This window comes from Streptococcus oralis (assembly GCF_001578935.1).
GTDB classification, from domain to species: domain Bacteria; phylum Bacillota; class Bacilli; order Lactobacillales; family Streptococcaceae; genus Streptococcus; species Streptococcus oralis_R.
This window is the reverse complement of record NZ_KQ969521.1, coordinates 551061-572241: the sequence shown is the minus strand read 5'-3', so window position 1 is coordinate 572241 and position 21181 is coordinate 551061. Positions and strand designations below refer to the sequence as shown.

The 21181-nt window shown below is 36.3% G+C and carries 23 protein-coding genes and 1 pseudogene; all 24 read left to right on the top strand.

What is annotated here, in order from left to right; genetic code table 11:
- The coding region (gene glyA, locus SORDD15_RS02840; protein ID WP_231097614.1) for a serine hydroxymethyltransferase at positions 1 to 1082 on the top strand (1082 nt) is incomplete at its 5' end.
- 7 nt (positions 1083 to 1089) lie between these two features.
- Entirely contained in the window at positions 1090 to 2064 is a 975-nt protein-coding gene (locus SORDD15_RS02835) for a nucleoid-associated protein (RefSeq protein ID WP_061414145.1), read from the top strand.
- The gene (locus tag SORDD15_RS02830) at positions 2064 to 2666 is read left to right on the top strand and encodes a lysozyme family protein (protein WP_061414143.1); all 603 of its coding nucleotides are present in this window, start codon (positions 2064 to 2066) and stop codon (positions 2664 to 2666) included. Before SORDD15_RS02835 ends, SORDD15_RS02830 begins: the two co-directional genes overlap by 1 nt.
- An 86-nt stretch (positions 2667 to 2752) precedes the next feature.
- Positions 2753 to 3727, top strand: a complete 975-nt coding sequence (locus SORDD15_RS02825; protein WP_061414141.1) for a DUF1002 domain-containing protein — start codon at positions 2753 to 2755, stop codon at positions 3725 to 3727.
- A gap of 73 nt (positions 3728 to 3800) precedes the next feature.
- Complete coding sequence (gene rlmD, locus SORDD15_RS02820; RefSeq protein ID WP_061414139.1) at positions 3801 to 5171, top strand: 23S rRNA (uracil(1939)-C(5))-methyltransferase RlmD; 1371 nt, start codon at positions 3801 to 3803, stop codon at positions 5169 to 5171.
- A 215-nt stretch (positions 5172 to 5386) separates the two neighbouring features.
- Entirely contained in the window at positions 5387 to 5776 is a 390-nt protein-coding gene (gene aac(6') / locus SORDD15_RS02815; protein ID WP_061414137.1) for an aminoglycoside 6'-N-acetyltransferase, read from the top strand.
- 95 nt (positions 5777 to 5871) lie between these two features.
- Entirely contained in the window at positions 5872 to 6480 is a 609-nt protein-coding gene (locus tag SORDD15_RS02810) for a Type 1 glutamine amidotransferase-like domain-containing protein (protein ID WP_061414135.1), read from the top strand.
- A 178-nt stretch (positions 6481 to 6658) separates the two neighbouring features.
- Positions 6659 to 7402, top strand: a complete 744-nt coding sequence (locus tag SORDD15_RS02805) for a CPBP family intramembrane glutamic endopeptidase (RefSeq protein ID WP_061414132.1) — start codon at positions 6659 to 6661, stop codon at positions 7400 to 7402.
- Positions 7403 to 7556: 154 nt separating this feature from the next.
- The gene (locus SORDD15_RS02800; RefSeq protein ID WP_061414130.1) at positions 7557 to 8363 is read left to right on the top strand and encodes an alpha/beta hydrolase; all 807 of its coding nucleotides are present in this window, start codon (positions 7557 to 7559) and stop codon (positions 8361 to 8363) included.
- A gap of 11 nt (positions 8364 to 8374) precedes the next feature.
- The gene (locus SORDD15_RS10630) at positions 8375 to 8503 is read left to right on the top strand and encodes an ADP-ribosylglycohydrolase (RefSeq protein WP_081041928.1); all 129 of its coding nucleotides are present in this window, start codon (positions 8375 to 8377) and stop codon (positions 8501 to 8503) included.
- A 182-nt stretch (positions 8504 to 8685) separates the two neighbouring features.
- Positions 8686 to 9156, top strand: coding sequence for a hypothetical protein (locus SORDD15_RS02795; RefSeq protein WP_061414128.1), 471 nt, complete (start codon positions 8686 to 8688; stop codon positions 9154 to 9156).
- 158 nt (positions 9157 to 9314) lie between these two features.
- Positions 9315 to 9443: an ADP-ribosylglycohydrolase gene (locus tag SORDD15_RS09925; protein WP_081102348.1), complete on the top strand. Its 129-nt coding sequence runs from the start codon at positions 9315 to 9317 to the stop codon at positions 9441 to 9443.
- 104 nt (positions 9444 to 9547) lie between these two features.
- Positions 9548 to 10165, top strand: coding sequence for an SAP domain-containing protein (locus SORDD15_RS02790; protein WP_061414126.1), 618 nt, complete (start codon positions 9548 to 9550; stop codon positions 10163 to 10165).
- Between the two features lie 40 nt (positions 10166 to 10205).
- On the top strand, positions 10206 to 10334 hold the full coding sequence (locus SORDD15_RS10625) for an ADP-ribosylglycohydrolase (RefSeq protein ID WP_081102347.1): 129 nt from the start codon (positions 10206 to 10208) through the stop codon (positions 10332 to 10334).
- A gap of 297 nt (positions 10335 to 10631) precedes the next feature.
- The gene (locus SORDD15_RS02785; protein ID WP_061414124.1) at positions 10632 to 11603 is read left to right on the top strand and encodes a DUF6892 domain-containing protein; all 972 of its coding nucleotides are present in this window, start codon (positions 10632 to 10634) and stop codon (positions 11601 to 11603) included.
- A 70-nt stretch (positions 11604 to 11673) separates the two neighbouring features.
- Positions 11674 to 12345: a hypothetical protein gene (locus tag SORDD15_RS02780; protein WP_061414122.1), complete on the top strand. Its 672-nt coding sequence runs from the start codon at positions 11674 to 11676 to the stop codon at positions 12343 to 12345.
- Between the two features lie 59 nt (positions 12346 to 12404).
- Positions 12405 to 12988 (top strand): annotated as a pseudogene (locus tag SORDD15_RS02775) (DUF443 family protein); the annotation flags it as partial.
- Between the two features lie 187 nt (positions 12989 to 13175).
- Positions 13176 to 13832, top strand: coding sequence for a DUF443 domain-containing protein (locus SORDD15_RS02770; RefSeq protein WP_419579768.1), 657 nt, complete (start codon positions 13176 to 13178; stop codon positions 13830 to 13832).
- Between the two features lie 479 nt (positions 13833 to 14311).
- Complete coding sequence (locus SORDD15_RS02760) at positions 14312 to 14713, top strand: hypothetical protein (protein WP_231097613.1); 402 nt, start codon at positions 14312 to 14314, stop codon at positions 14711 to 14713.
- Between the two features lie 579 nt (positions 14714 to 15292).
- Complete coding sequence (locus SORDD15_RS02750; RefSeq protein ID WP_061414118.1) at positions 15293 to 16174, top strand: diacylglycerol/lipid kinase family protein; 882 nt, start codon at positions 15293 to 15295, stop codon at positions 16172 to 16174.
- A gap of 51 nt (positions 16175 to 16225) precedes the next feature.
- On the top strand, positions 16226 to 16717 hold the full coding sequence (locus SORDD15_RS02745; RefSeq protein WP_061414116.1) for a nucleotidyltransferase family protein: 492 nt from the start codon (positions 16226 to 16228) through the stop codon (positions 16715 to 16717).
- Between the two features lie 175 nt (positions 16718 to 16892).
- Positions 16893 to 18635, top strand: a complete 1743-nt coding sequence (locus SORDD15_RS02740) for a glycoside hydrolase family 13 protein (RefSeq protein WP_061414114.1) — start codon at positions 16893 to 16895, stop codon at positions 18633 to 18635.
- A 395-nt stretch (positions 18636 to 19030) separates the two neighbouring features.
- Complete coding sequence (locus tag SORDD15_RS02735; RefSeq protein ID WP_061414112.1) at positions 19031 to 19585, top strand: hypothetical protein; 555 nt, start codon at positions 19031 to 19033, stop codon at positions 19583 to 19585.
- 624 nt (positions 19586 to 20209) lie between these two features.
- Positions 20210 to 21181, top strand: a 972-nt coding sequence (locus SORDD15_RS02730; protein ID WP_061415633.1) for an aminotransferase class I/II-fold pyridoxal phosphate-dependent enzyme, incomplete at its 3' end; no start/stop codon positions are given.

Sequence of the window (21181 nt, the reverse complement as noted above, 5' to 3'; positions counted from 1 at the left end):
ACCCAGGGCGCCGTTATTATGGTGGAACTGATGTAGTAGACGTGGTAGAAACTCTAGCTATTGAACGTGCAAAAGAAATTTTTGGTGCTAAATTCGCCAATGTCCAACCTCACTCAGGAAGTCAGGCCAACTGTGCGGCTTACATGGCCTTGATTGAGCCAGGTGATACCGTTATGGGGATGGATTTGGCAGCAGGTGGACACTTGACCCACGGAGCTCCAGTTAGCTTCTCTGGTCAAACCTACAACTTTGTTTCTTATAGTGTGGATCCTGAAACGGAACTTTTGGACTTTGATGCTATCTTGAAACAAGCCCAAGAAGTAAAACCAAAATTAATTGTAGCTGGTGCTTCAGCCTATTCTCAAATTATCGACTTCTCAAAATTCCGTGAAATCGCAGATGCTGTTGGGGCTAAGCTCATGGTGGACATGGCTCATATCGCTGGTTTGGTAGCAGCTGGTCTTCACCCAAGCCCAGTACCATACGCTCACATCACTACAACAACAACCCACAAAACCCTTCGTGGACCTCGTGGTGGCTTGATTTTGACCAATGATGAGGATCTAGCTCAGAAAATCAACTCGGCTATTTTCCCTGGTATTCAAGGCGGTCCTTTAGAGCATGTTGTGGCTGCTAAGGCGGTTTCCTTCAAAGAAGTTTTGGATCCAGCCTTCAAGGAATATGCTGCCAATGTCATCAAAAACAGCAAGGCTATGGCAGATGTTTTCTTGCATGACCCTGATTTCCGTATCATTTCTGGAGGGACTGAAAATCACCTCTTCCTAGTGGATGTCACTAAGGTTGTAGAAAACGGAAAAGTTGCTCAAAACTTGCTTGATGAGGTCAATATTACCCTAAATAAAAACTCAATTCCATACGAAACCTTGTCACCATTCAAGACAAGTGGGATTCGTATCGGATCTGCAGCCATCACTGCACGTGGATTTGGTGAAGAAGAAAGTCGCAAAGTGGCTGAACTCATCATTAAAACTCTTAAGAATGCAGAAAATGAAGCTGTCTTAGAAGAAGTGAGAAGTGAAGTCAAAGCATTGACAGATGCCTTCCCACTATACGAGGACTAATACTTTTATGGACATTTATATTAAGAAAGCTATTATCCATCAGTTCAGCCCAGACGATACTGAGTTGTTTCTAGCGGATAAGTTTCTCAATATCACTCCAAAAATCGAAGAATATCTGCGTAAAAAAATTGAACGCGTGTATTCAGATGAAGCCAAGACTGGGATTTTCGAAGAAGAAAATCCCTTCTTCAATCACATCACAGACGATTTGTTGGAGACATCAGTAACACTGGCTAATCTCTGGAAAGAGGAGTTTAGCATTTCTGAAAATCTCAAGACCAATGACTTGATTTTTGTTCAGTTTTCTAAAGAAGGCGTGGAACATTTCGCTTTCTTGCGAATTGCTCTGCGTGAGACCTTGACCCACCTCGGTGGAGAAGTTGATAATCCAATCAAGTTAACTCAGAATAACCTGCCTGGATTTGGAACGGGAGCTGATGAGGCCTTGGTGGTCAATCTTCAAAATCGCAAGTACCACCTCATCGAGAAACGCATCAAGTACAATGGGACTTTTTTGAACTATTTTTCAGAAAATCTCCTAGATGTTGCCCCTAAGATTTCACCAAAGAAATCTATCAAGGAACTGGAAAAAACGGCACAGAGAATTGCAGAGTCCTTTAACACAGATGATTTTCAATTTCAATCTAAGGTCAAATCCGCTATTTTCAATAATTTGGAAGAAAGCAACGAATTATCGCCTGAGAAATTGGCTAACGACCTTTTTGATAACAATCTGACTGCTCGTTTGAGCTTTATTGACCAAGTCAAAGAAGCCGTACCAGAACCAGTCCAGTTCGATGAAATTGATGCCAGCAGGCAGCTCAAGAAATTTGAAAACCAAAAACTTTCCTTGTCAAACGGAATTGAACTCATCGTTCCTAATAACGTCTACCAAGACGCAGAGTCTGTTGAGTTTATCCAAAATGACAATGGAACCTATTCTATCTTAATCAAAAATATCGAGGATATTCAAAGTAAATAATGTTTAAATTTATAAGAAGAGTGCTTGTGCTAGCAGTCTTCCTTTTCGCAGGATACAAAGCTTATCATATCCATCAGGATGTTAAACAAGTCATGACCTACCAACCCATGGTTCGAGAAATCTTGAGCGAAAGAGATACTCCAGCCAATGAAGAGTTGGTGCTCGCCATGATTTATACCGAAACGAAGGGTAAAGAGCGGGATGTCATGCAGTCTAGTGAGTCTGCTAGTGGCGCTACCAATACCATCAATGACGATGCCTCTAGTATTCGCCAAGGGATACAGACACTAACAGATAACCTCTATTTGGCACAGAGCAAAGGAGTAGATGTCTGGACCGCTGTTCAAGCCTATAATTTTGGACCTGCCTATATCGACTTTATCGCTCAGAATGGCAAGGAAAATACTTTGGCCCTAGCCAAGCGTTACTCCCGAGAAACGGTCGCTCCTATCCTTGGCAATACCACTGGAGAGACCTATACCTATATCAACCCTATCTCTATTTTTCACGGAGCTGAACTCTATGAAAATGGTGGAAATTATTACTACTCGAGACAGGTTCACTTTAATCTCTATATCATGAAATTCTTTAATTTCTTCTAAACATCTGGTTTAACCAGGTGTTTTTCACTATAAGTTTTCTTTAAGATTGTTTTATTAATCTAGGAGGGTAAAGGAGGGAATACCCCATGAGAAAGAAATTCTTTCTAACAAGTGCTGCAGTATTGTGGGCTGCAACAGCTATGACAAGCGTCCACGCAGTAACCGATGTTCAAAAAGTAATCGATGAAACCTATGTACAACCTGAATATGTTCTAGGTTCTTCTCTATCTGAAGACCAGAAAAATCAAACCCTTAGCAAACTTGGCTATGACGCATCAAAAGACACCAAAGATATCAAAACGATGACACCTGATATCTATTCGAAAATTATGAATGTGGCTAATGATGCTAGTTTACAGCTTTATTCGTCAGCTAAGATTCAAAAGCTGGGTGATAAGTCGCCTCTAGAAGTCAAGATTGAAACGCCTGAAAATATCACCAAGGTGACACAGGATATGTATCGTAACGCAGCAGTGACGCTGGGAGTGGAGCATGCAAAAATCACAGTTGCAGCACCCATTCCAGTTACAGGAGAGAGCGCTCTAGCAGGGATTTACTACTCGTTAGAGGCCAATGGTGCTAAAGTACCGCAAGCCAATAAAGACTTGGCCCAAGAGGAGCTAAAAGCCTTATCAGATATCAATGCTGAAAACAAGGACAAGTCAGGTTACGATGCCAATAAACTCAATGTCGCTTTGGCAGATATCAAGGCAGGAATCGCAAAGGCAAAAGAAGTCAAAGGTAATCTGACAGAAGAAGATGTCCGCAAAATCGTTGAAGACACGCTAAAAAACTACAAACTCGATCAGGTTATAACAGGAAACCAGGTCAATATCATCATCAATTTTGCGCTTAACCTCTCAAAGAGTGACATTTTGAACAATGCTGATTTTACTAAAACCCTAAATGACCTCAAGGAAAGTATTGTATCCCAAGCTGGAGATAGCTTTAAAAATATCAACCTCAACTTTGATGCCAATAAAGCGCTAGAAGACGGGGGCAACTTCTTTAGCTCCCTTTGGCAAGCCATTGTCAACTTCTTCAAGAGTTTTGGTGCTTAGGTCATTTCATGATATAATAGATGGTAACAGAAATGTTGCCGTCTTTTTTGTCGGTCGATAGAAAGTGAAAAATATGCTAAAGAAAAATGATATTGTAGAAGTTGAAATTGTTGATTTGACCCATGAAGGTGCTGGGGTTGCTAAGGTAGATGGTTTGGTTTTCTTTGTAGAAAATGCTCTACCAACTGAGAAAATTCTCATGCGAGTCCTTAAACTCAATAAAAAGATTGGCTATGGGAAAGTTGAAGAATACCTTACTTCCTCTCCACATCGTAACCAAAATCTTGACCTAGCTTATCTGCGTTCAGGTATCGCTGATTTGGGGCATCTTGCCTATCCAGAGCAGCTTAAGTTCAAAACCAAGCAAGTCAAAGACAGTCTCTACAAGATAGCTGGCATTACCGATGTAGAAGTTGCTGAAACGCTTGGTATGGGAAATCCTGTCAAGTACCGAAATAAGGCACAGGTGCCCGTTCGTCGAGTGAATGGTGTCTTGGAAACTGGTTTTTTCCGTAAAAATTCGCACGACCTCATGCCCCTTGAAGATTTCTTCATCCAGAATCCTGTCATTGACCAAGTTATTGTGGCTTTACGAGATTTGCTTCGTCGTTTTGATTTAAAACCTTATGACGAAAAGGAACAATCTGGCTTGATTCGAAACCTTGTGGTGCGACGAGGCCACTATTCAGGACAAATCATGGTTATTTTAGTGACTACACGTCCTAAAGTTTTCCGAGTGGAGCAGTTGATTGAACACCTTATCAAGCAGTTCCCAGAGATTGTCTCTGTCATGCAAAATATCAACGACCAGAATACCAATGCGATTTTTGGTAAGGAGTGGAAGACCCTTTATGGTCAAGACTATATTACGGACCAGATGTTGGGAAATGATTTCCAAATTTCAGGACCAGCCTTTTATCAGGTCAATACTGAAATGGCAGAGAAACTTTATCAAACAGCTATTGATTTTGCAGGATTAAAAGCAGATGATGTGGTGATCGATGCTTATTCTGGGATTGGAACCATTGGATTATCCGTTGCCAAGCATGTCAAAGAAGTCTACGGTGTTGAAGTGATTCCAGAAGCAGTAGAGAATAGCCAGAAGAATGCTCAGCTGAACAATATTACAAATGCCCACTATGTCTGTGACACAGCTGAAAATGCCATGAAGAACTGGCTTAAAGATGGGATTCAACCAAGTCTTATTCTAGTGGATCCACCAAGAAAAGGCCTCACAGAAAGCTTCATCAAAGCAAGTAGCCAAACAGGAGCAGACCGCATCGCTTATATTTCATGTAATGTGGCAACCATGGCGCGTGATATCAAACTCTATCAAGAGTTAGGATATGAATTGAAGAAAGTCCAGCCGGTGGATCTGTTTCCTCAAACGCACCACGTTGAGGCGGTATCACTGCTTGTACGAGCTGAGGTATTAGCGAAGTAAAAGAAGATGTTCCGTCCATAGGATAAGGACTCGTAGAATGAGGAGGGGAATCGACGAAATGATACGGTAAGTCCGAACCGCTGAGTGCATGGCTCTGCTCTTCCGATCTGAGACAGTCGAAAAGTAGAAGGGGATGGTATTGGTATCAATCAATGAATAACAAAGTAACAGCATGATTCGAAACATTTGCTTGTAATTTGCGGAGGAACATCAATATGGATGGAATAACAAAAGATTCTATAAAAACGGCTAAATTAATAAAACAATTATGGCCCCAATTGACCGATAAAGAAGCTTTTGATGAAGTAAAAAAATATACGAATGGCAAAAATACTGCAATCTTTACTGAAGTTGAAGGTGACACAATTGTAGGTCTAGCACTATGCTCACTCAGATTTGATTATGTTGAAGGTTGTAAATATAGTCCTGTTGGATTCTTAGAAGGGATTATTGTCGACGAGGAATATCGTTTAAAGGATATTGCTAAAAATCTCTGTACAAAATGTGAGGAATGGGCGAAAAATAAAGGATGTAAGGAATTTGCAAGTGACTGTACTTTAACGAATACGGATTCTATAAGATTTCATCTCAATATTGGATTTTAGGAGGCAAATAGAATTATTCATTTTAAGAAAAAATTATAATTTAGAAACGTGAATAAACTTGTTAAACTTTATGTATCTTTAGAAAGTGTGTTAACTTGAAAAAACAAATTTTTTTGATGGGTGGGAATCCCCCAATAACGAAATATAGCATTGTTGATAAAATTGTATTATCAAGCAAGATTGAAAGAATTGTTATTTTTACAGTTTTTCGAGATAATTGGCAACCCTATATGAAAAAGTACACGGAAGTTTTCCAAAGTCAATTTCCTAATCTAAACACTGATTACTTACTTTTGGACACTGAGCAGATTGATTTTGATAGCTATTTAGATGCTGATCTAATCATCATTGGTGGAGGAAATACGGAAAAATATATAGCTACTTATGTCAATCAGGAGTTCAAAAATTATATCGATCATATGCTTAATAAAGGGGCAAAAGTTATAGGGTTTTCTGCAGGAGCCCTATTATTAGGAGAAAAAGTCTATGTCTCACCTAATGATAATTCAGATCATCAGATAAAGATAAAAAATGGATTAGGACTCTTTAGTCAGTTTTTAATTAGTGTCCATTATGATTCCTGGAATGATAAAGCTAATAAGGATAGAGCAGAAGAACTCGTTAGTGTTCCCATAATTCCACTAAATGATCATTCCTGTCTTGTATTGGATAAACTTGGAAACATTATTGAGAAAATTGACTAGTTTTAATCATGCGAATCTGAATCTACGAAACTAAAGTATTGACGAAATGAATAGTGAAAAGCCTTGATTGTAAGGCTTTTTTGTGTTTTTATGATAGAATATAGGTAGTTATAATCGATAGCAACTAAGAAGCAGTAAAAATATTATTCATAAAATAATCAAGATTAGGAAGAAAAAAATGACAGAAATTGATAAAAGGAATTTAAAAAATTATCTTTGTTTTACATTTGGAATTACTTATATAACTTGGGGGCTTCTTGCCATATTTACACAATCTTATATTTTGGGATTAGAGACATTTATAGGAAGAATATTACATATAGTTGGTGCACTTGGACCAGCTATTGCAGGTGGCTTTTATTTAAAAAGTAATAATATAAAATTTAAACATTTTTTATTTAATAAGATAGAAAATAGTAGTATTTATTTCATTTATCATATGTTAGCAATTTTGATACTATTTTCTGTATCTTCCTTAGAATTAAACGGAGTATCAATTTATCTGATGCCATTATTCTTTATACAACTAATTTTTTTTGGTGGTGGACATGAAGAATTAGGCTGGAGAGGAATATTACAACCATTACTTGATAAAAAATATACTTATTGGCAATCTAATTTGATTGTAGGATCAATTTGGGGAATATGGCATCTGCCTTTATGGTTTATAGTTGGAGAAAGACATCAAGGATTTCCTTTTATTTTATTTTTTATATATACATTATTTTTAAGTTTTGTTTTAGGGCTTCTTTACCGTCAAACGAAATCTGTGGGATACTGTGTATTATTTCATGCATTCGCAAATTTGTTAAATCTCTATTTTGTGTTAAAAATTAATCTTATTTTTATTATCATTTTTATTGGTTATTTGATTTATACTATATTGGCGAGTAATAGAATTAGTAAGGAAACAACATTTTAAAATTTAGATCAGTATATCCATTATTGAAAGTAACGTGTGGTCATTCTAGATAATCAATGTTAGAGACTGTTCTATTTGATGAGACATCACTGCTTGTATGAGCTGATTAAACATGGGTGTAGTTAATGAAAGTCCTACAGTAAGGAGTTTAAACATGAAATTCCATGAATTTGGTGATAAGAATTTGCCTCCTATTTTACTGATACATGGTGGTGGCAGTTCTTGGTGGAATTATCTTCGTCAAGCACGAATCTTGTCAAAAGAATACCGTATTATTCTACCCACTTTGAATGGCCACGGCGAGGAATATCAACTTGATTATGTTTCTACTGAAGATTCTGCTTTGGAGATTCTAGACTATATCAAAGCAAACTGTGGTGGGAAATTGTTTGCAATCGGTGGTGTTTCACTTGGTGGTCAAATTGCCATGGAGCTTTTGTCTTTAGACAGTGAAATTGCTGAGAAGGCCATCATAGATGGAAGCCTCTGTATTCCTCAACCAAGGTTAGCTAAAATCAGCATCTTTCTAGTGTCTCTATTTGGTAAACTGATGTTCAATAAATTCTCTTGCAAACTTCAGTTCAGCATGATGAACAAACTCTATCCTAAACTGGCTTATCCAGAGGAAATAAAAGCTTATTATTTGGAGGATTTGCCAAGGACGCCTATCAAAACATTGGTGACCATTTACAAAAACTATATGGGATGTTACAAGCTGAAAGATATGATTTCTGCTAGCAAGGCTCAGGTTCTGTATATCTATGGTGAAAAAGAATTGAACTGTGTGAAAGAATCAGCGAAATTATTTCATCAGCTACATTCAAATACAATTTTGTATGAAGCAAAGGGCTATAACCACGGCTATTTATCAGCTTACATGCCTTATGAGTGGATTGATTTGGTGGTGCCATTTTTAAAGAGTGATTCATTAGAAATGTGTAACGAATCTGATATGCCATAAGGAGGAATACCATGCTAGGGGCAATTATTGGAGATATTGTAGGTTCAGTTTACGAATGGAACAATATCAAAACGAAGGATTTTCCTTTATTTCGGAAAGACTGCTTTTTTACAGATGATACGGCAAGTCCGAACCGCTGAGGGTGTAGCTTTGCTCGTAAAAGCGTAAAAATCTTATAACAAAAGAACTTAAGAAAGTATTGAAACAAAGGCTTTTGCCGTAAGAGATATTTTAGTATTATGTCTGAAATTAAAATAGGCTAAGAGTAGATTTGTGACTTTTAAACAATTTTTCCTAGCATACTTAGGAATGGAGAGATAAGATGATATGGACTAAGGAATATTTTTCTAAAATTGAATTTATTATTCATTGTGGTTGTGAAATTTTTGGTTATTTTGAGTGTAATCTGATGAACTCTGAACTGTCCTACCAAGAGTGTGGGAATACTGGAATGATCGTTTTTGAACATAGTCAGAAACTATCCGAAAAGGCTTTATCTCAAGTCATGAAATATACGCGACTCATTGATTTTGAGAAATATAGAAAGGGGAACAATTCAGATAAGAATGATAAAGTTATTGGTTATAGAGATGAATTTTCGATAACTTTCAAGGGCTATAGTCAAGATGGACAAGCTTTATTGATATATAATATAGACTATGTTTACAAGGATTGGTACAATAGACCCGTTGATATCTTATATAGTTTTATAAGTGATACCTATTTTTCAGACTTTCAAAATAATAGATGTTTTATTGCTCAAGGTCTGATGGCTGGTGTACTTCCGTTTTAGGTATAATAGGAAGATGTAGTACATAATGGAATCAAAAAAGTTATTTAATTATAATTTGATTAGATGAATACCTATAAATTATTAAAAAATTCGTTAATAGATAATTTTAAAACTATAGTTGATGCTCAAATTCCCGATATCTTACAAGGAGGAAACGGATGCTAGGAGCAATTGTTGGAGACATTGTAGGTTTAGTTTACGAAAGTAACAACATCAAAACGAAGGATTTTTCTTTATTTTGTGAGGATTGTTTTTTCACGGATGATACAGTAAGTCCTAACCGCTGAGTGTGTGAGTTTGTTAGTGAAACGTTGCTAATCCTCAAAATAAAGAAACCAAAATTCCATTATTTTGAGATGAAAACCTAAACTGTTTTTAAGGAGGTGTTATATTGATAGATAGCAGACCTGAGTTCAATAAAGTTGCATCATTTGATGAGTTTAATAAATACTACTGGTATCGTGATGAACTTTCACAGATATGCAGGTCATTAGGACTTGAATATAGAGGTACAAAACAGGAACTCAATGATATTATTGAGCAGTACTTCAATGGGAATTTTATTAAAAAATCATCAGTAAAAAGGAAAAAGAAACGAGTAGAAGTCGTTACTTTAGATACGCCCTTACTTGAATGTGGATTCTCCTTTAATGCAAACTTTAGAGAATATTTCTCAACTTTAACAGGTGTTTCGCCCTTTAAATTTACTGCTAATATGGCCACTGCTTGGAGAAAAGTCAAAAGAGAACATGATTTGAGTTTTACAATCCAAGATATGCTAAAAGTTTATTATGGAGATTCAGATTATGCCAAGTATGACCATTCGGTTTGTCAATGGAATCAATTTCTAAAGGATTTCTGTGCAGACGAAAATAGTGGCAATTACTCGAATAAACTAAAAGTAGCTTCCATTCTTTGGAAAGAAGTTAGAAATTCAAGTAATGCAAAAATTTATTCAAAGAATCTTTTAACTAAATATGCAGATAAAATAAAAGAGTATGACAAGTAGAAATGTCAGTCTAAACTAACAGTTTGTAAGGAGGAATACCATGCTAGGAGCAATTGTTGGAGATATTGTAGGTTCAGTTTACGAATGGAACAATATTAAAACTAAGGACTTTCTTTTATTTCGTGAGAATTGTTTTTTCACGGATGATACGGTAAGTCCGAACCGCTGAGTGTGTGAGTTTGTTAGTGAAACGTTGCTAATCCTCTCACCTTTTCATTTTAAGGCAAGAAGGCTTCAAAGCTCCACTGGAGCTTTGAACTCCCCGAACCTTTTGAGTTTCACAAACGCATCATGTTGAGGCGGTAAGTCTATTAGAGAAGAGTAATTAATTTTCAGAAAGCTTCTTACTTTTTTAATCCTACGGACGAAAAATACGGCAAAACCTTATTTTATACAGTAAATTTTCTGATGTTAGAAAAATAGATTTGATGCATTTAGATAAACAAATTATAAATAGGAGAATCAAATGTTTAGTTTTTTTAAAAAGAAAGGTCCTAAAAACCTCGAAATCGATTTTCATGACAATTCAATGGTAATGAACGGAACCAGCTTGTCTTTTCCTTTATCTTTGAAAGATATTGAGGCTGTATTAGGAAAGCCTGATCAGGTTGTCAAAAAAGAAAATAAATACATAAAGTACATTTACGATAATGCTGGTATTGTATTTGAACATTCGCCTTCTATCCAGAATCATTTAAAGAAATGCAGGGTCTATATTGATGATGAGCATCTACTTTCTACTATCAGTTTCTACTATGGTGATGTTGTAAAACCTATGTTTGGAGAAGAAGAATTACCAAAGATGCCCTGTCAAGCCGTAATATCCACTGATGGGAAACCTCCCTATTTTCTTTATGATAGGCACAGAACTGGGGATTTCAATTTTATTTTATGGACCCCTCATGGCACCAACTTTAATGGAAGACCAGATGTAATGAGATATCCACTCACCATTTCTTACTATCCAGAAATCAAGCATGAACGTCAAAAATCAAATCCAAAAGTAGTTCAAGAGAAATATCTTCGTTTTGATAATCTGAATTTTAAACTGGCTATCATCCAAGTATTGATGTATGATTTAGAGGTTTTAAGACCAGCTTTTGATATTTTTGATTTTTCAGAGGAATTTAGCGAGTTGGATATTGATACAGAAAGTACAGAACTTGTCGAGCCTGCCTTAGAATACTTTAAAAATCTTCAGATTTCACAGAAGTATGCAAGTCTTGTAAAAGAGATTGATATGGATGGCGGTAATGAAATTTTTATGAATCTGATTCCTCAGTGGGATGGTGAAGATAGTATTTTTGATTTGAATGAGGTTAGTTTGGCTGAATTAAAGCAGTTCCCAAATTTAAGACAGGCGACAATCATGTCAAGTAATTTTGAACAAGTTAAGGAAACTTTTGCTGCAGTTGGAGTTGACGTAGAACTAGTGTAAGTTAAACTAAACATTTATAAATTTTTGAAAAATCTTACTTTTATGACTCGAAAAAAGGATTAAATAAAATATGAAAAAGTTTAAATGGTGTTTATGTTTAACTGGATTTCTTGTTATTCTTTTGACAGCATCTTCATTGAATGCTTGTAGTTTGGTTGGCGAAACCATTCCCAAAAACAGAACAAAGGAACAGTACGATTTTGAAAAAACGTTTGAACCTATGTTTAATTTTTTGGAACAAGAGCAGAAGGATTTTAATGGGCTGGAAGCTTATAAAAGTAGAGTCCATATAAAAAGTGGAGACGAAGTCAGAAGATATGAAATCGACTTAGATTTTACTAAGGCAGATGGTAAGGGTGACTATAGAATACAAATCGGAGAAAACAAAAAAACGGTTCCCGTTAGTTATTTTAATAGCAAGTTGCATTACAATTCGGAAATAGCCCCTTTATTTGACGAAGAGATTCTTAACTTAGTTGTCAAAAGAGATTATTTTGACTCCTTGAATGTAAAAAGAACGTTAAGAACCGGAACAACAGAGCTTAGTGAAATTATCTACCAGCCAGAAACTCACTCCGAACTCTTTCAGAAACTGAAAAGCAAATATGATCTACCAGAGGAAACAACGTGCCAAATTAGAATAGATTACTCAGATAAAACAAATTATGGGATTACAATACAGTTAACATCGAAAGAGATGTCTGTCAAAATTGGTTTAACTATTATTAAAAAACGGGGCTAACGATTTAGCAATGTTATTGAAAAGAGTTTTTTAACTCTGAGAAGGATTTAAAGGTGACTATGAAAGTAAAATTTAAAGAAACGAATAAAGTATTTTTTAAAATAGTAGAAGTAGAGGGAGAAAAGTATATTCTAGATTTGACGACTGTTAGACCAAAATCCTATTTCTGGGGTTCTCTTCCTGATGAGATCACTGCAAAAATGCAAAAGTTAGATAAAAGAGATATGCGTTTTGAGAGTGTAGCTCCAACTATGAGTAAATCAATTGGGATTGCAATTGGTACAGCAATAGGGGGATCCGGCTATCGGCTAGTGACGAATTTTTTTAGATACAATGGGATTAGTCACAATCTTCCTTTAAAGATAGGTTTATATGGCCTGTTCATCTTCCTAGCTTATCTTGTTTTCTGGTTCATTGCCATAAGAGCTCGTCTAGCGTCCAAAAAAGACTTGAGAATAAAGTTTCAAACTATCAAATAACCTTTAAACCAGTTGAAAGAAAACGTCAATTAAAACATTACAAACTTCTTCCTTTTATCCTTGTTCCGACTCTTGGATGTTTTGTATTTTATCTATATACTGTTAATGGAACAGAGGGAGCCTTACTTGTTATTAATAGTATTCTATTATTGGGATTTTTTACAGTGGTTTTAGGCATGTCACCACTCCGAGAAAGTGTCGAAAAGCAAGAGATTATTTTTGATAGAATAGAGAAGTTATAAGTTAAGATGAAGGATGAAAGCTATTTTATGATCCTCTTTTGCAGGTCACATTGGTCTATTTTATCAGAAAAATTAGGGAATTGATTAGAAAGTATTTTGAGGAATAGACGTGGAATTAAAATTTAAAAATTCAAGCATGATGTGCTTTCAAATTGTTCAGATAAATCACGAATCGAAGAAGTATGTCATGGATACAAGTACTATAAGCCCAAAGAGCTATTATTGGGGAATAAAAACAGATACGATTACAGTGAACATGGTAGAGATTGAAAAGAATAATAACCAGTTTGCAATTAAACCTAGAAGACCTGTAAATGCGACAATGGTAGCCATTATCGTTCAACCAATTGTTAAGGTTAGCTATGATATCTTAAAGAAACTTTTTATTCAAAAAAACCTTAGTGACCAATTGTTAATAAAGTTATTTCTCTTTGCAATTTCTATGCTGATTTCTTATTTTGCCATTCTGATTTCATTAAAGTTGTCCCATAAAAAGGCAGATAAATGGATTCCTAAAAATAGCAATAAATACACAGTGACCTTTACAACTATTAAAAAAAGCAACGGAGGAGTCTATTCGTTCATTGGATTAATTTTACTCTGTTTGCTTTTTTTCCTTTGCTTGAATAATGGAACGGAAGGAGCTTTCTTGGTAATCAATGGAATCGTATCGTTATTCTTTTTCATGTTTACTCTAGGAAGTTTCCCAATCGCTCATCCATACAAGCATGGTCAAATTGAGGTTGAAAAGATTGAGAAAATATAGAATAAATGATATTGATTCAAGTATTAAACTTATTCGTGAAGCATTTTGTTAGTCAATGACTCATTTAAGGTTCAGAACTTCTCTCGTAATGCCACATTGTAATTTAGAAAAGGAGTAAAAATGAATTATTTAGAAATACGCAAGAAATATGGATTTTATAGAAAGTCGTGATTGTTTTGGCTGTTCTTATCAGTCTTTTTGTAGCTTGGATGGTGAAAGATAGGACTACTCAAACCCTTTGTATTTTATTCATAAGTGCACTTTTATTTCTTTTCATTGCACTAATCAGAAGAGGGTATGTAAGGAGTGCTACTAAGTTACTGCATATGGACTTAGATTTACCATCTTGGAAACAATACATTGAATTGAAGAAAGATGCAAAAAGAGCTATTATAAAAATGGATGTGACACTAACATCTGTTGGGTATTCCTATATGATTGGTGATTTCGATGCTGCCATTAAGGAGGCTTCTTAAGCAATGACTGATCAAAAACTGAAGCCGAAATACAGGGATTTCTTTGAGAGTTACCTCGTTCGCTCGACAGTTCTTGTAAATCCAAACCTAACCAGAGATGAGCTTGATCTTATGCTAAACAAAATGTCCATATCAGATTCCTCTCTAGCTGAGAAAACAAAAAGCGTAAGTATTGCGCTTTACGATTTAACAATTGCTCATCAATCCAATGATTACTTTGAAGAATTGGAAAACGAATTTAAATATCAACAATTGGAAATCACTTACTATCAAGCCTTGAACTCTAAATTAAAAGGAGATATGACCAGGGCGAATGAGTTGTTTAGAAAACTCGCTCAAGAAGATGAACAGCTCTATATCGTACGGAAGTCTAAAGGGTTTTTAAATAGTGAATCTATTAATTAGCGATGAATAAGTACAGAAAAGGATAAAAAGGATTAAGTGTGAAATCAAATAAATTATTGCTAATAAACGGAGTTATTTCTTTAATTGGAGCTTTCGATTACTTACCTTTCTTCTAAAATGTGGACATTTGAAATCATTTACTGGGTGATACCTAAGCTTGTTAGATTTTCTAGTTGGGATGGAATCTACTTTTCAACTTGTTTAATATTGCTGTTTTTTGGTTTTGTTGCATTCCTTCTTCATGATGAGGAATCAAAAGTCAATAAGAAGACATATCAGTTTCTTTTGATTGCGTCTCTGATTGGTTTTATTCCGATATTAGCTGGATTTTCTAGCGTGTTCGCATTTGTTTCAGCCATTTTATACTTAATGGATTATATAAAATTGACGAAAAAGTAAAGTAGTGGATTGCTAACAATAAGTATTTATTCTTGTTTAAGTTGAGGTTAGTGCTTGATACATTAACGTCTCTATTCTAGTTAGTGGATTCGATTTTTCAAGCATTTGGATGGCGTTTACATAACTCAAGTGATATAATTAGTTACTAGAATTTTTGTAACTATTAAAGGAGTATTATCAATGAAAAAAGCAATGTTAATTATCAACCCTACCTCTGGTGGGGAAAAGGCTTTGGATTATAAGGTCAAGCTGGAGAATAAAGCCAAAGATTATTTTGAGCACGTGGAAACCAAAATTACCGAAAAGGCGCTGGATGCAACACACTTTGCTGAAGAGGCTTCTCGTGAGCAGTACGATGCAGTGGTTGTTTTCGGTGGAGACGGAACTGTCAATGAAGTCATTTCGGGTATTGCTGAGAGAGAATACACTCCGAAGTTAGGGATTATCCCTGGCGGTACGGGCAATCTCATTACGAAACTGTTGGAAATCAATCAAGACATCGATGGCGCGATTGATGAACTCGATTTTAACTTAACTAATAAGATTGATATTGGTAAAGCGAATGACAACTATTTTGGTTATATCTTTAGTATCGGCTCTCTGCCTGAGGCGATTCACAATGTGGAGATTGAGGACAAGACAAAATTCGGTATATTAGCCTATGCTGTAAATACCATGAAGTCTGTGATGACGGATCAGGTCTTTAACATTAAGGTTGAGACAGAAAATGGAAATTATGAAGGTGAAGCGAGCCATGTTTTGGTTCTCTTGACCAATTACTTCGCTGATAAGAAAATCTTTGAAGAAAATAAAGATGGCTATGCCAATATTTTGATTCTAAAAGATGCTTCTCTATTCTCTAAATTATCCGTCATTCCTGATTTACTAAAAGGGGATGTTGTCGGAAATGATAATATTGAGTATATCAGAGCGCGTACTATTAAAATCTCTTCAGATAGTGAATTGGAGTCAGATGTTGACGGCGATAAGTCGGATAACCTACCTGTAGAGATTAAGGTACTGGGCCAGCATATTGAAGTCTTTTCACAACCGAAAGAGTAGAAGGAAAAACTAGTTTATCTTTTAAGTTTTATATCAAAGATTGGAGGAGGGATGAATTCTCTATTTGATGAATTTCGAACAATTTGTTCTCATTTAAACCAAGTCGGAATCACACCGACGCTCATGGGGTCTTTGGGGTTTGAATACCGTTCAAATGAAGAATGGCAGCCGTCTGACATTGACATTCATGTTCCTGGAGATCCTAGAGGATGGGAAGCACCTGATCATCTCAGAATTTATGACTGGGACAAGATAATGAAAGTGATGAAAGACTTAGGCTACGCCTTAACAGATATTCATGAGCATGAATTCCAAAAGGATGGTGTGAGTGTTGAATTCGGAAGTATCGATTCTTTACCTGATTTTGCAGGAGTTTTAGAATCAGATATAGAGCTGATTCATCTCGAAAACATCACTTTTCGAGTTCCAAGTTTGGAACAGTTTTTAAGTATTTATAAGGCTTCTTCCCAAGATTCCTATCGAAATGAGAACAATAGCAATAAGGATTTTAAAAAGATAGAGTGGCTGGAAAGACATTTGTAAATCATTAATCAGAAAGTAGTAGGTATTTAATACTTACTGCTTTTTATTTTGTAAAACAATCCACTCAAAACTACGGACTAGTCTTGAAAATAAAATTTTAAAGTAGTATACTAGAATCACAATTATGAAAACGTTTGCCTTGTATATGAATGAAAGTAAATCAGGAGACAGAACAATGGAATTAACAGCCATTTACCATAGACCAGAGTCGGAGTATGCTTATCTTTATAAGGATAAGATAATGCACATTCGTGTCCGGACTAAGAAAGATGATATTGAAAGCATCCATTTGCATTATGGAGACACTTTTATCTTTTTAGAGGACCATTATGAAGCAAGCAAGGCGATGATCAAAGTAACTTCTGATGCCTTATTTGATTACTGGCAAGCAGAAGTTTCAGTGGGCTATGCTCGACTACAGTATCTTTTTGAACTCAAAGATAAGCTAGGTCAGAGTATTTTATATGGCGATAAGGGATGTGTTGAAAACACGCTAGAAAACCTTCATTATGAAGGAAATGGCTTTAAAATTCCTTACATCCATGAGATTGATGCTTGCCATGTTCCTGACTGGGTGCCAAATACAGTATGGTATCAGATTTTCCCTGAACGCTTTGCTAATGGCAATGCTGAGATTTCTCCAGAAGGGGCTCTGGATTGGGATTCATCTATCAAACCAAAGACGAGCGATTTCTTTGGTGGTGATTTACAAGGTATCATTGACCATCTGGATTACTTGCAGGACTTGGGGATTACAGGACTTTATCTCTGTCCTATCTTTGAATCTCCGAGCAATCACAAGTACAATACGACGGATTATTTCGAAATTGACCATCATTTTGGAGACAAGGGAACTTTCCGTAAACTGGTGGAGGAGGCTCATCAGAGAGGGATGAAAATCATGCTGGACGCTGTTTTCAATCATATCGGGGATCAGTCTCCGCAGTGGCAGGATGTTCTCAAGCATGGTGAAAAGTCGGAATATAAAGACTGGTTCCATGTTCAAGAATTTCCCGTGACCAGGGATAAGCTGGGAAACCTTAGAAAACTCCCTTACCATACCTTTGCCTTTGCCAGCTATATGCCCAAACTCAATACGGCCAATCCTCAAGTGAGGGACTATTTGTTGAGCGTTGCGACCTACTGGATTGAAGAGTTTGATATTGATGCTTGGCGACTGGATGTGGCAAATGAAGTCGACCACCAATTTTGGCGAGATTTCCGTAAGACTGTCTTAGCTAAAAAGCCTGACCTTTATATTCTTGGAGAGGTCTGGCACACTTCTCAACCTTGGCTAAATGGCGATGAATTCCACGCAGTTATGAACTATCCTCTCTCTGATACTATCAAGGATTATTTCTTGCGAGGGACTAAGAAGACGCCTCAATTTATCGATGAAATCAATAGCCAATCAATGTACTATAGACAACAGATTTCGGAAGTGATGTTCAATCTCTTGGATTCGCATGATACGGAGCGCATTTTGACTACTGCTAAGGGAGATGTTCAACTCGTTAAGTCGGCACTTGCCTGTCTCTTTTTACAAAAGGGGACACCGTGTTTCTACTATGGAACGGAGTTGGAGTTAGGTGGAGGACCAGATCCAGATTGTCGTCGTGTCATGCCTTGGGAACGTGTTTCCGACAGTAATGAGATGTTGAAATTTATGAAGAAATTGATTCAGCTTCGTAAGGATACTTCAGGCATTATCCAACATGGAACTTATAGACTGCAAGAAATCAAGCCGGATGTTCTAATTCTAGAATGGAATTATGATGGACAAAAGGTCCAAGCTATTTTTAACCAATCAACTGAAAATTATCTTGTAGATAGTGATGCTGTAGCTCTAGCAAGTCATTGCCAAGTATTGGAGCAGCAACTGGTGATATTGCCTAAAGGTTTTGTGATTTTTTACTAGGGAGAAATTAAAAGTGAAAAGAAAATTCTAGTATAGAAAGCATTTTACAAACAGACTATTTGGTGTCTTGCTACAACTGATATATAATTTAACTTAGAGAGAATAGGAGGATTAATCAGATGGAATTAAAAGATTTTACAGAAAAAGAACAGGAAATGATTAAGAAAGGGCTTCTTTGATTAATGAGTGGCTCTCTTATTCTTAGCGAACGATTGATTGAACTATGATAATTAATATAAGATTACAGTCTACTCAGATTCAATAAAAATCGTACACCTGATGATTTGTCTGGTGAAGGAAATATTCCACAGTATAGTCAGACGGAATAGATAGAAATAGGTTATAGAATTTGTAAGCATAATAAATTTTAAACATTAAGATGGAGGATTAAAGAGATGGGAAAAATTGAATGGGAAAATGCAAAGACGCGTTTAGATGCCTTGCTTGTCATTGATGAGTATCGAACAGATCCAAATAAGACCTGGCTTCGATTGATCGTTAAGACTGAGGAAAGCTATGGGGTTCGTTACCTTATCGACAATGGTTCTGGTGATTCTCTAGATGTGATCTTTACTGAAAAAATAATCCTTATAAAAGGCTTTGATCATGAAAGCAGTTTGAGTCAGTTTGCTGCGGATGAGTGGAATCAAGACATCATAGACGGATTTTATAAAGGACTGGATGAAAAGTATCAAAACCTTTACTCAGAAGAGCAAAAAGATGAAACAACCTTTTTTATCTGGTATGACGGTCAAGAGCATCAAAATACCTACCAAGATCAGGACGGTGGCGAATGGTTGTTATCCTATTTCTTTGACAGTTTTGAGAAATTTCATGAGTTTGTGACGTATTACTATTCAATTACCGTAGATGAGGACTTACTTAGAAAACTTTACAATCAAGGACAGCTTTCAGAAGTAGAATTGGAGCAGTTGATTCATACTTCCTAGCTGGAAATATTTATGAAATCTGATGAAAAGAACTGATTTTCAATATCAAGTCATACTTGAAGAATGATTAAAGTAATAATGTCTGTAGTTCCTTTTTTCTTATATCTATGACGTTTTAAAGCGATTTCTTTTTATCGTTGAATAATATTTCGCGAACAAAAAAAGTAATTCTTTAAAAAAGTTTCACAAAATACTTTACAAGTTCTTATAAACATGATATAGTTATTAGGCTTAGAAAATGAGATGATGTTTTCTAGCAAATATAAACCCGAGTAAAAAATGCCTACGGACAGGCAGGGTTGAATGCCGAAGCGTGGTTGAAAGACCACATTATTGATAGGGTTAAAAGCCTACTTTTATAAGTTGATGTTAGGACACAAGTCCTAATTTCTAGATTTTGTTAGTGTGGTGAAAGCACACGTCATCTTGTGAAACGATCAATAAAGTACGTAATATTTGCTACTAGAGAGTTAGGAAACATCAGGAACAGACATACTCAACAGAAACCAAAATACACACGTCAGTCGATTGTAGAGCAGGTGAGAACCTGCTCTTTTTTCATAAGTCAACCTTTAGTCGCCTTTATCTTCCTGAGGTGCTAAAAATATGGTAAAGGAGTATGTCTTGAAGAAGTTAGATCAAAACCAAGCCCCAATTTATGAGGCCTTGGTCAAACTACGCAAGAAAAGGATTGTCCCTTTTGATGTGCCTGGTCACAAGCGTGGAAGGGGAAATCCGGAACTTGTCGAACTGTTAGGGGAAAAATGCGTTGGCATTGATGTCAATTCTATGAAACCTTTGGATAATCTTGGTCATCCCATTTCGATTATTCGAGATGCGGAGGAATTAGCTGCGGATGCTTTTGGAGCAGCCCATGCCTTTCTTATGATTGGCGGTACAACCTCATCAGTTCAAACCATGATTCTTTCGACTTGTAAGGCAGGAGATAAGATTATTCTGCCACGAAATGTTCACAAATCTGCTATCAATGCGTTGGTTCTATGTGGTGCCATTCCCATCTATATCGAGATGAGTGTAGATTCTAAAATTGGCATTGCTTTAGGTCTTGAAAATGACCGTGTTGCGCAGGCAATTAAGGAGCATCCAGATGCCAAGGCCATTTTGATTAACAATCCTACTTACTATGGAATTTGTTCGGATCTGAGAGGATTAACAGAGATGGCTCACGAAGCGGGCATGCTAGTTTTAGTGGATGAAGCTCATGGAGCGCATTTGCATTTTACAGATAAATTGCCACTATCTGCTATGGACGCTGGGGCGGATATGGCAGCAGTTTCCATGCATAAGTCTGGTGGAAGTTTGACCCAAAGTTCCATCCTTCTTATCGGGGAGCATATGAATCCTGAGTACGTTCGTCAGATTATCAACCTGACCCAGTCTACATCTGCCTCTTACCTACTTATGGCTAGTCTAGATATTTCTAGACGGAACTTAACCCTTCGTGGCAAAGAGTCTTTTGAGAAAGTCATTGAGCTATCCGAATACGCTCGTCGTGAAATCAATGCTATCGGTGGTTACTATGCCTACTCAAAAGAGTTAATAGACGGTGTGTCCGTCTGTGATTTTGACGTGACC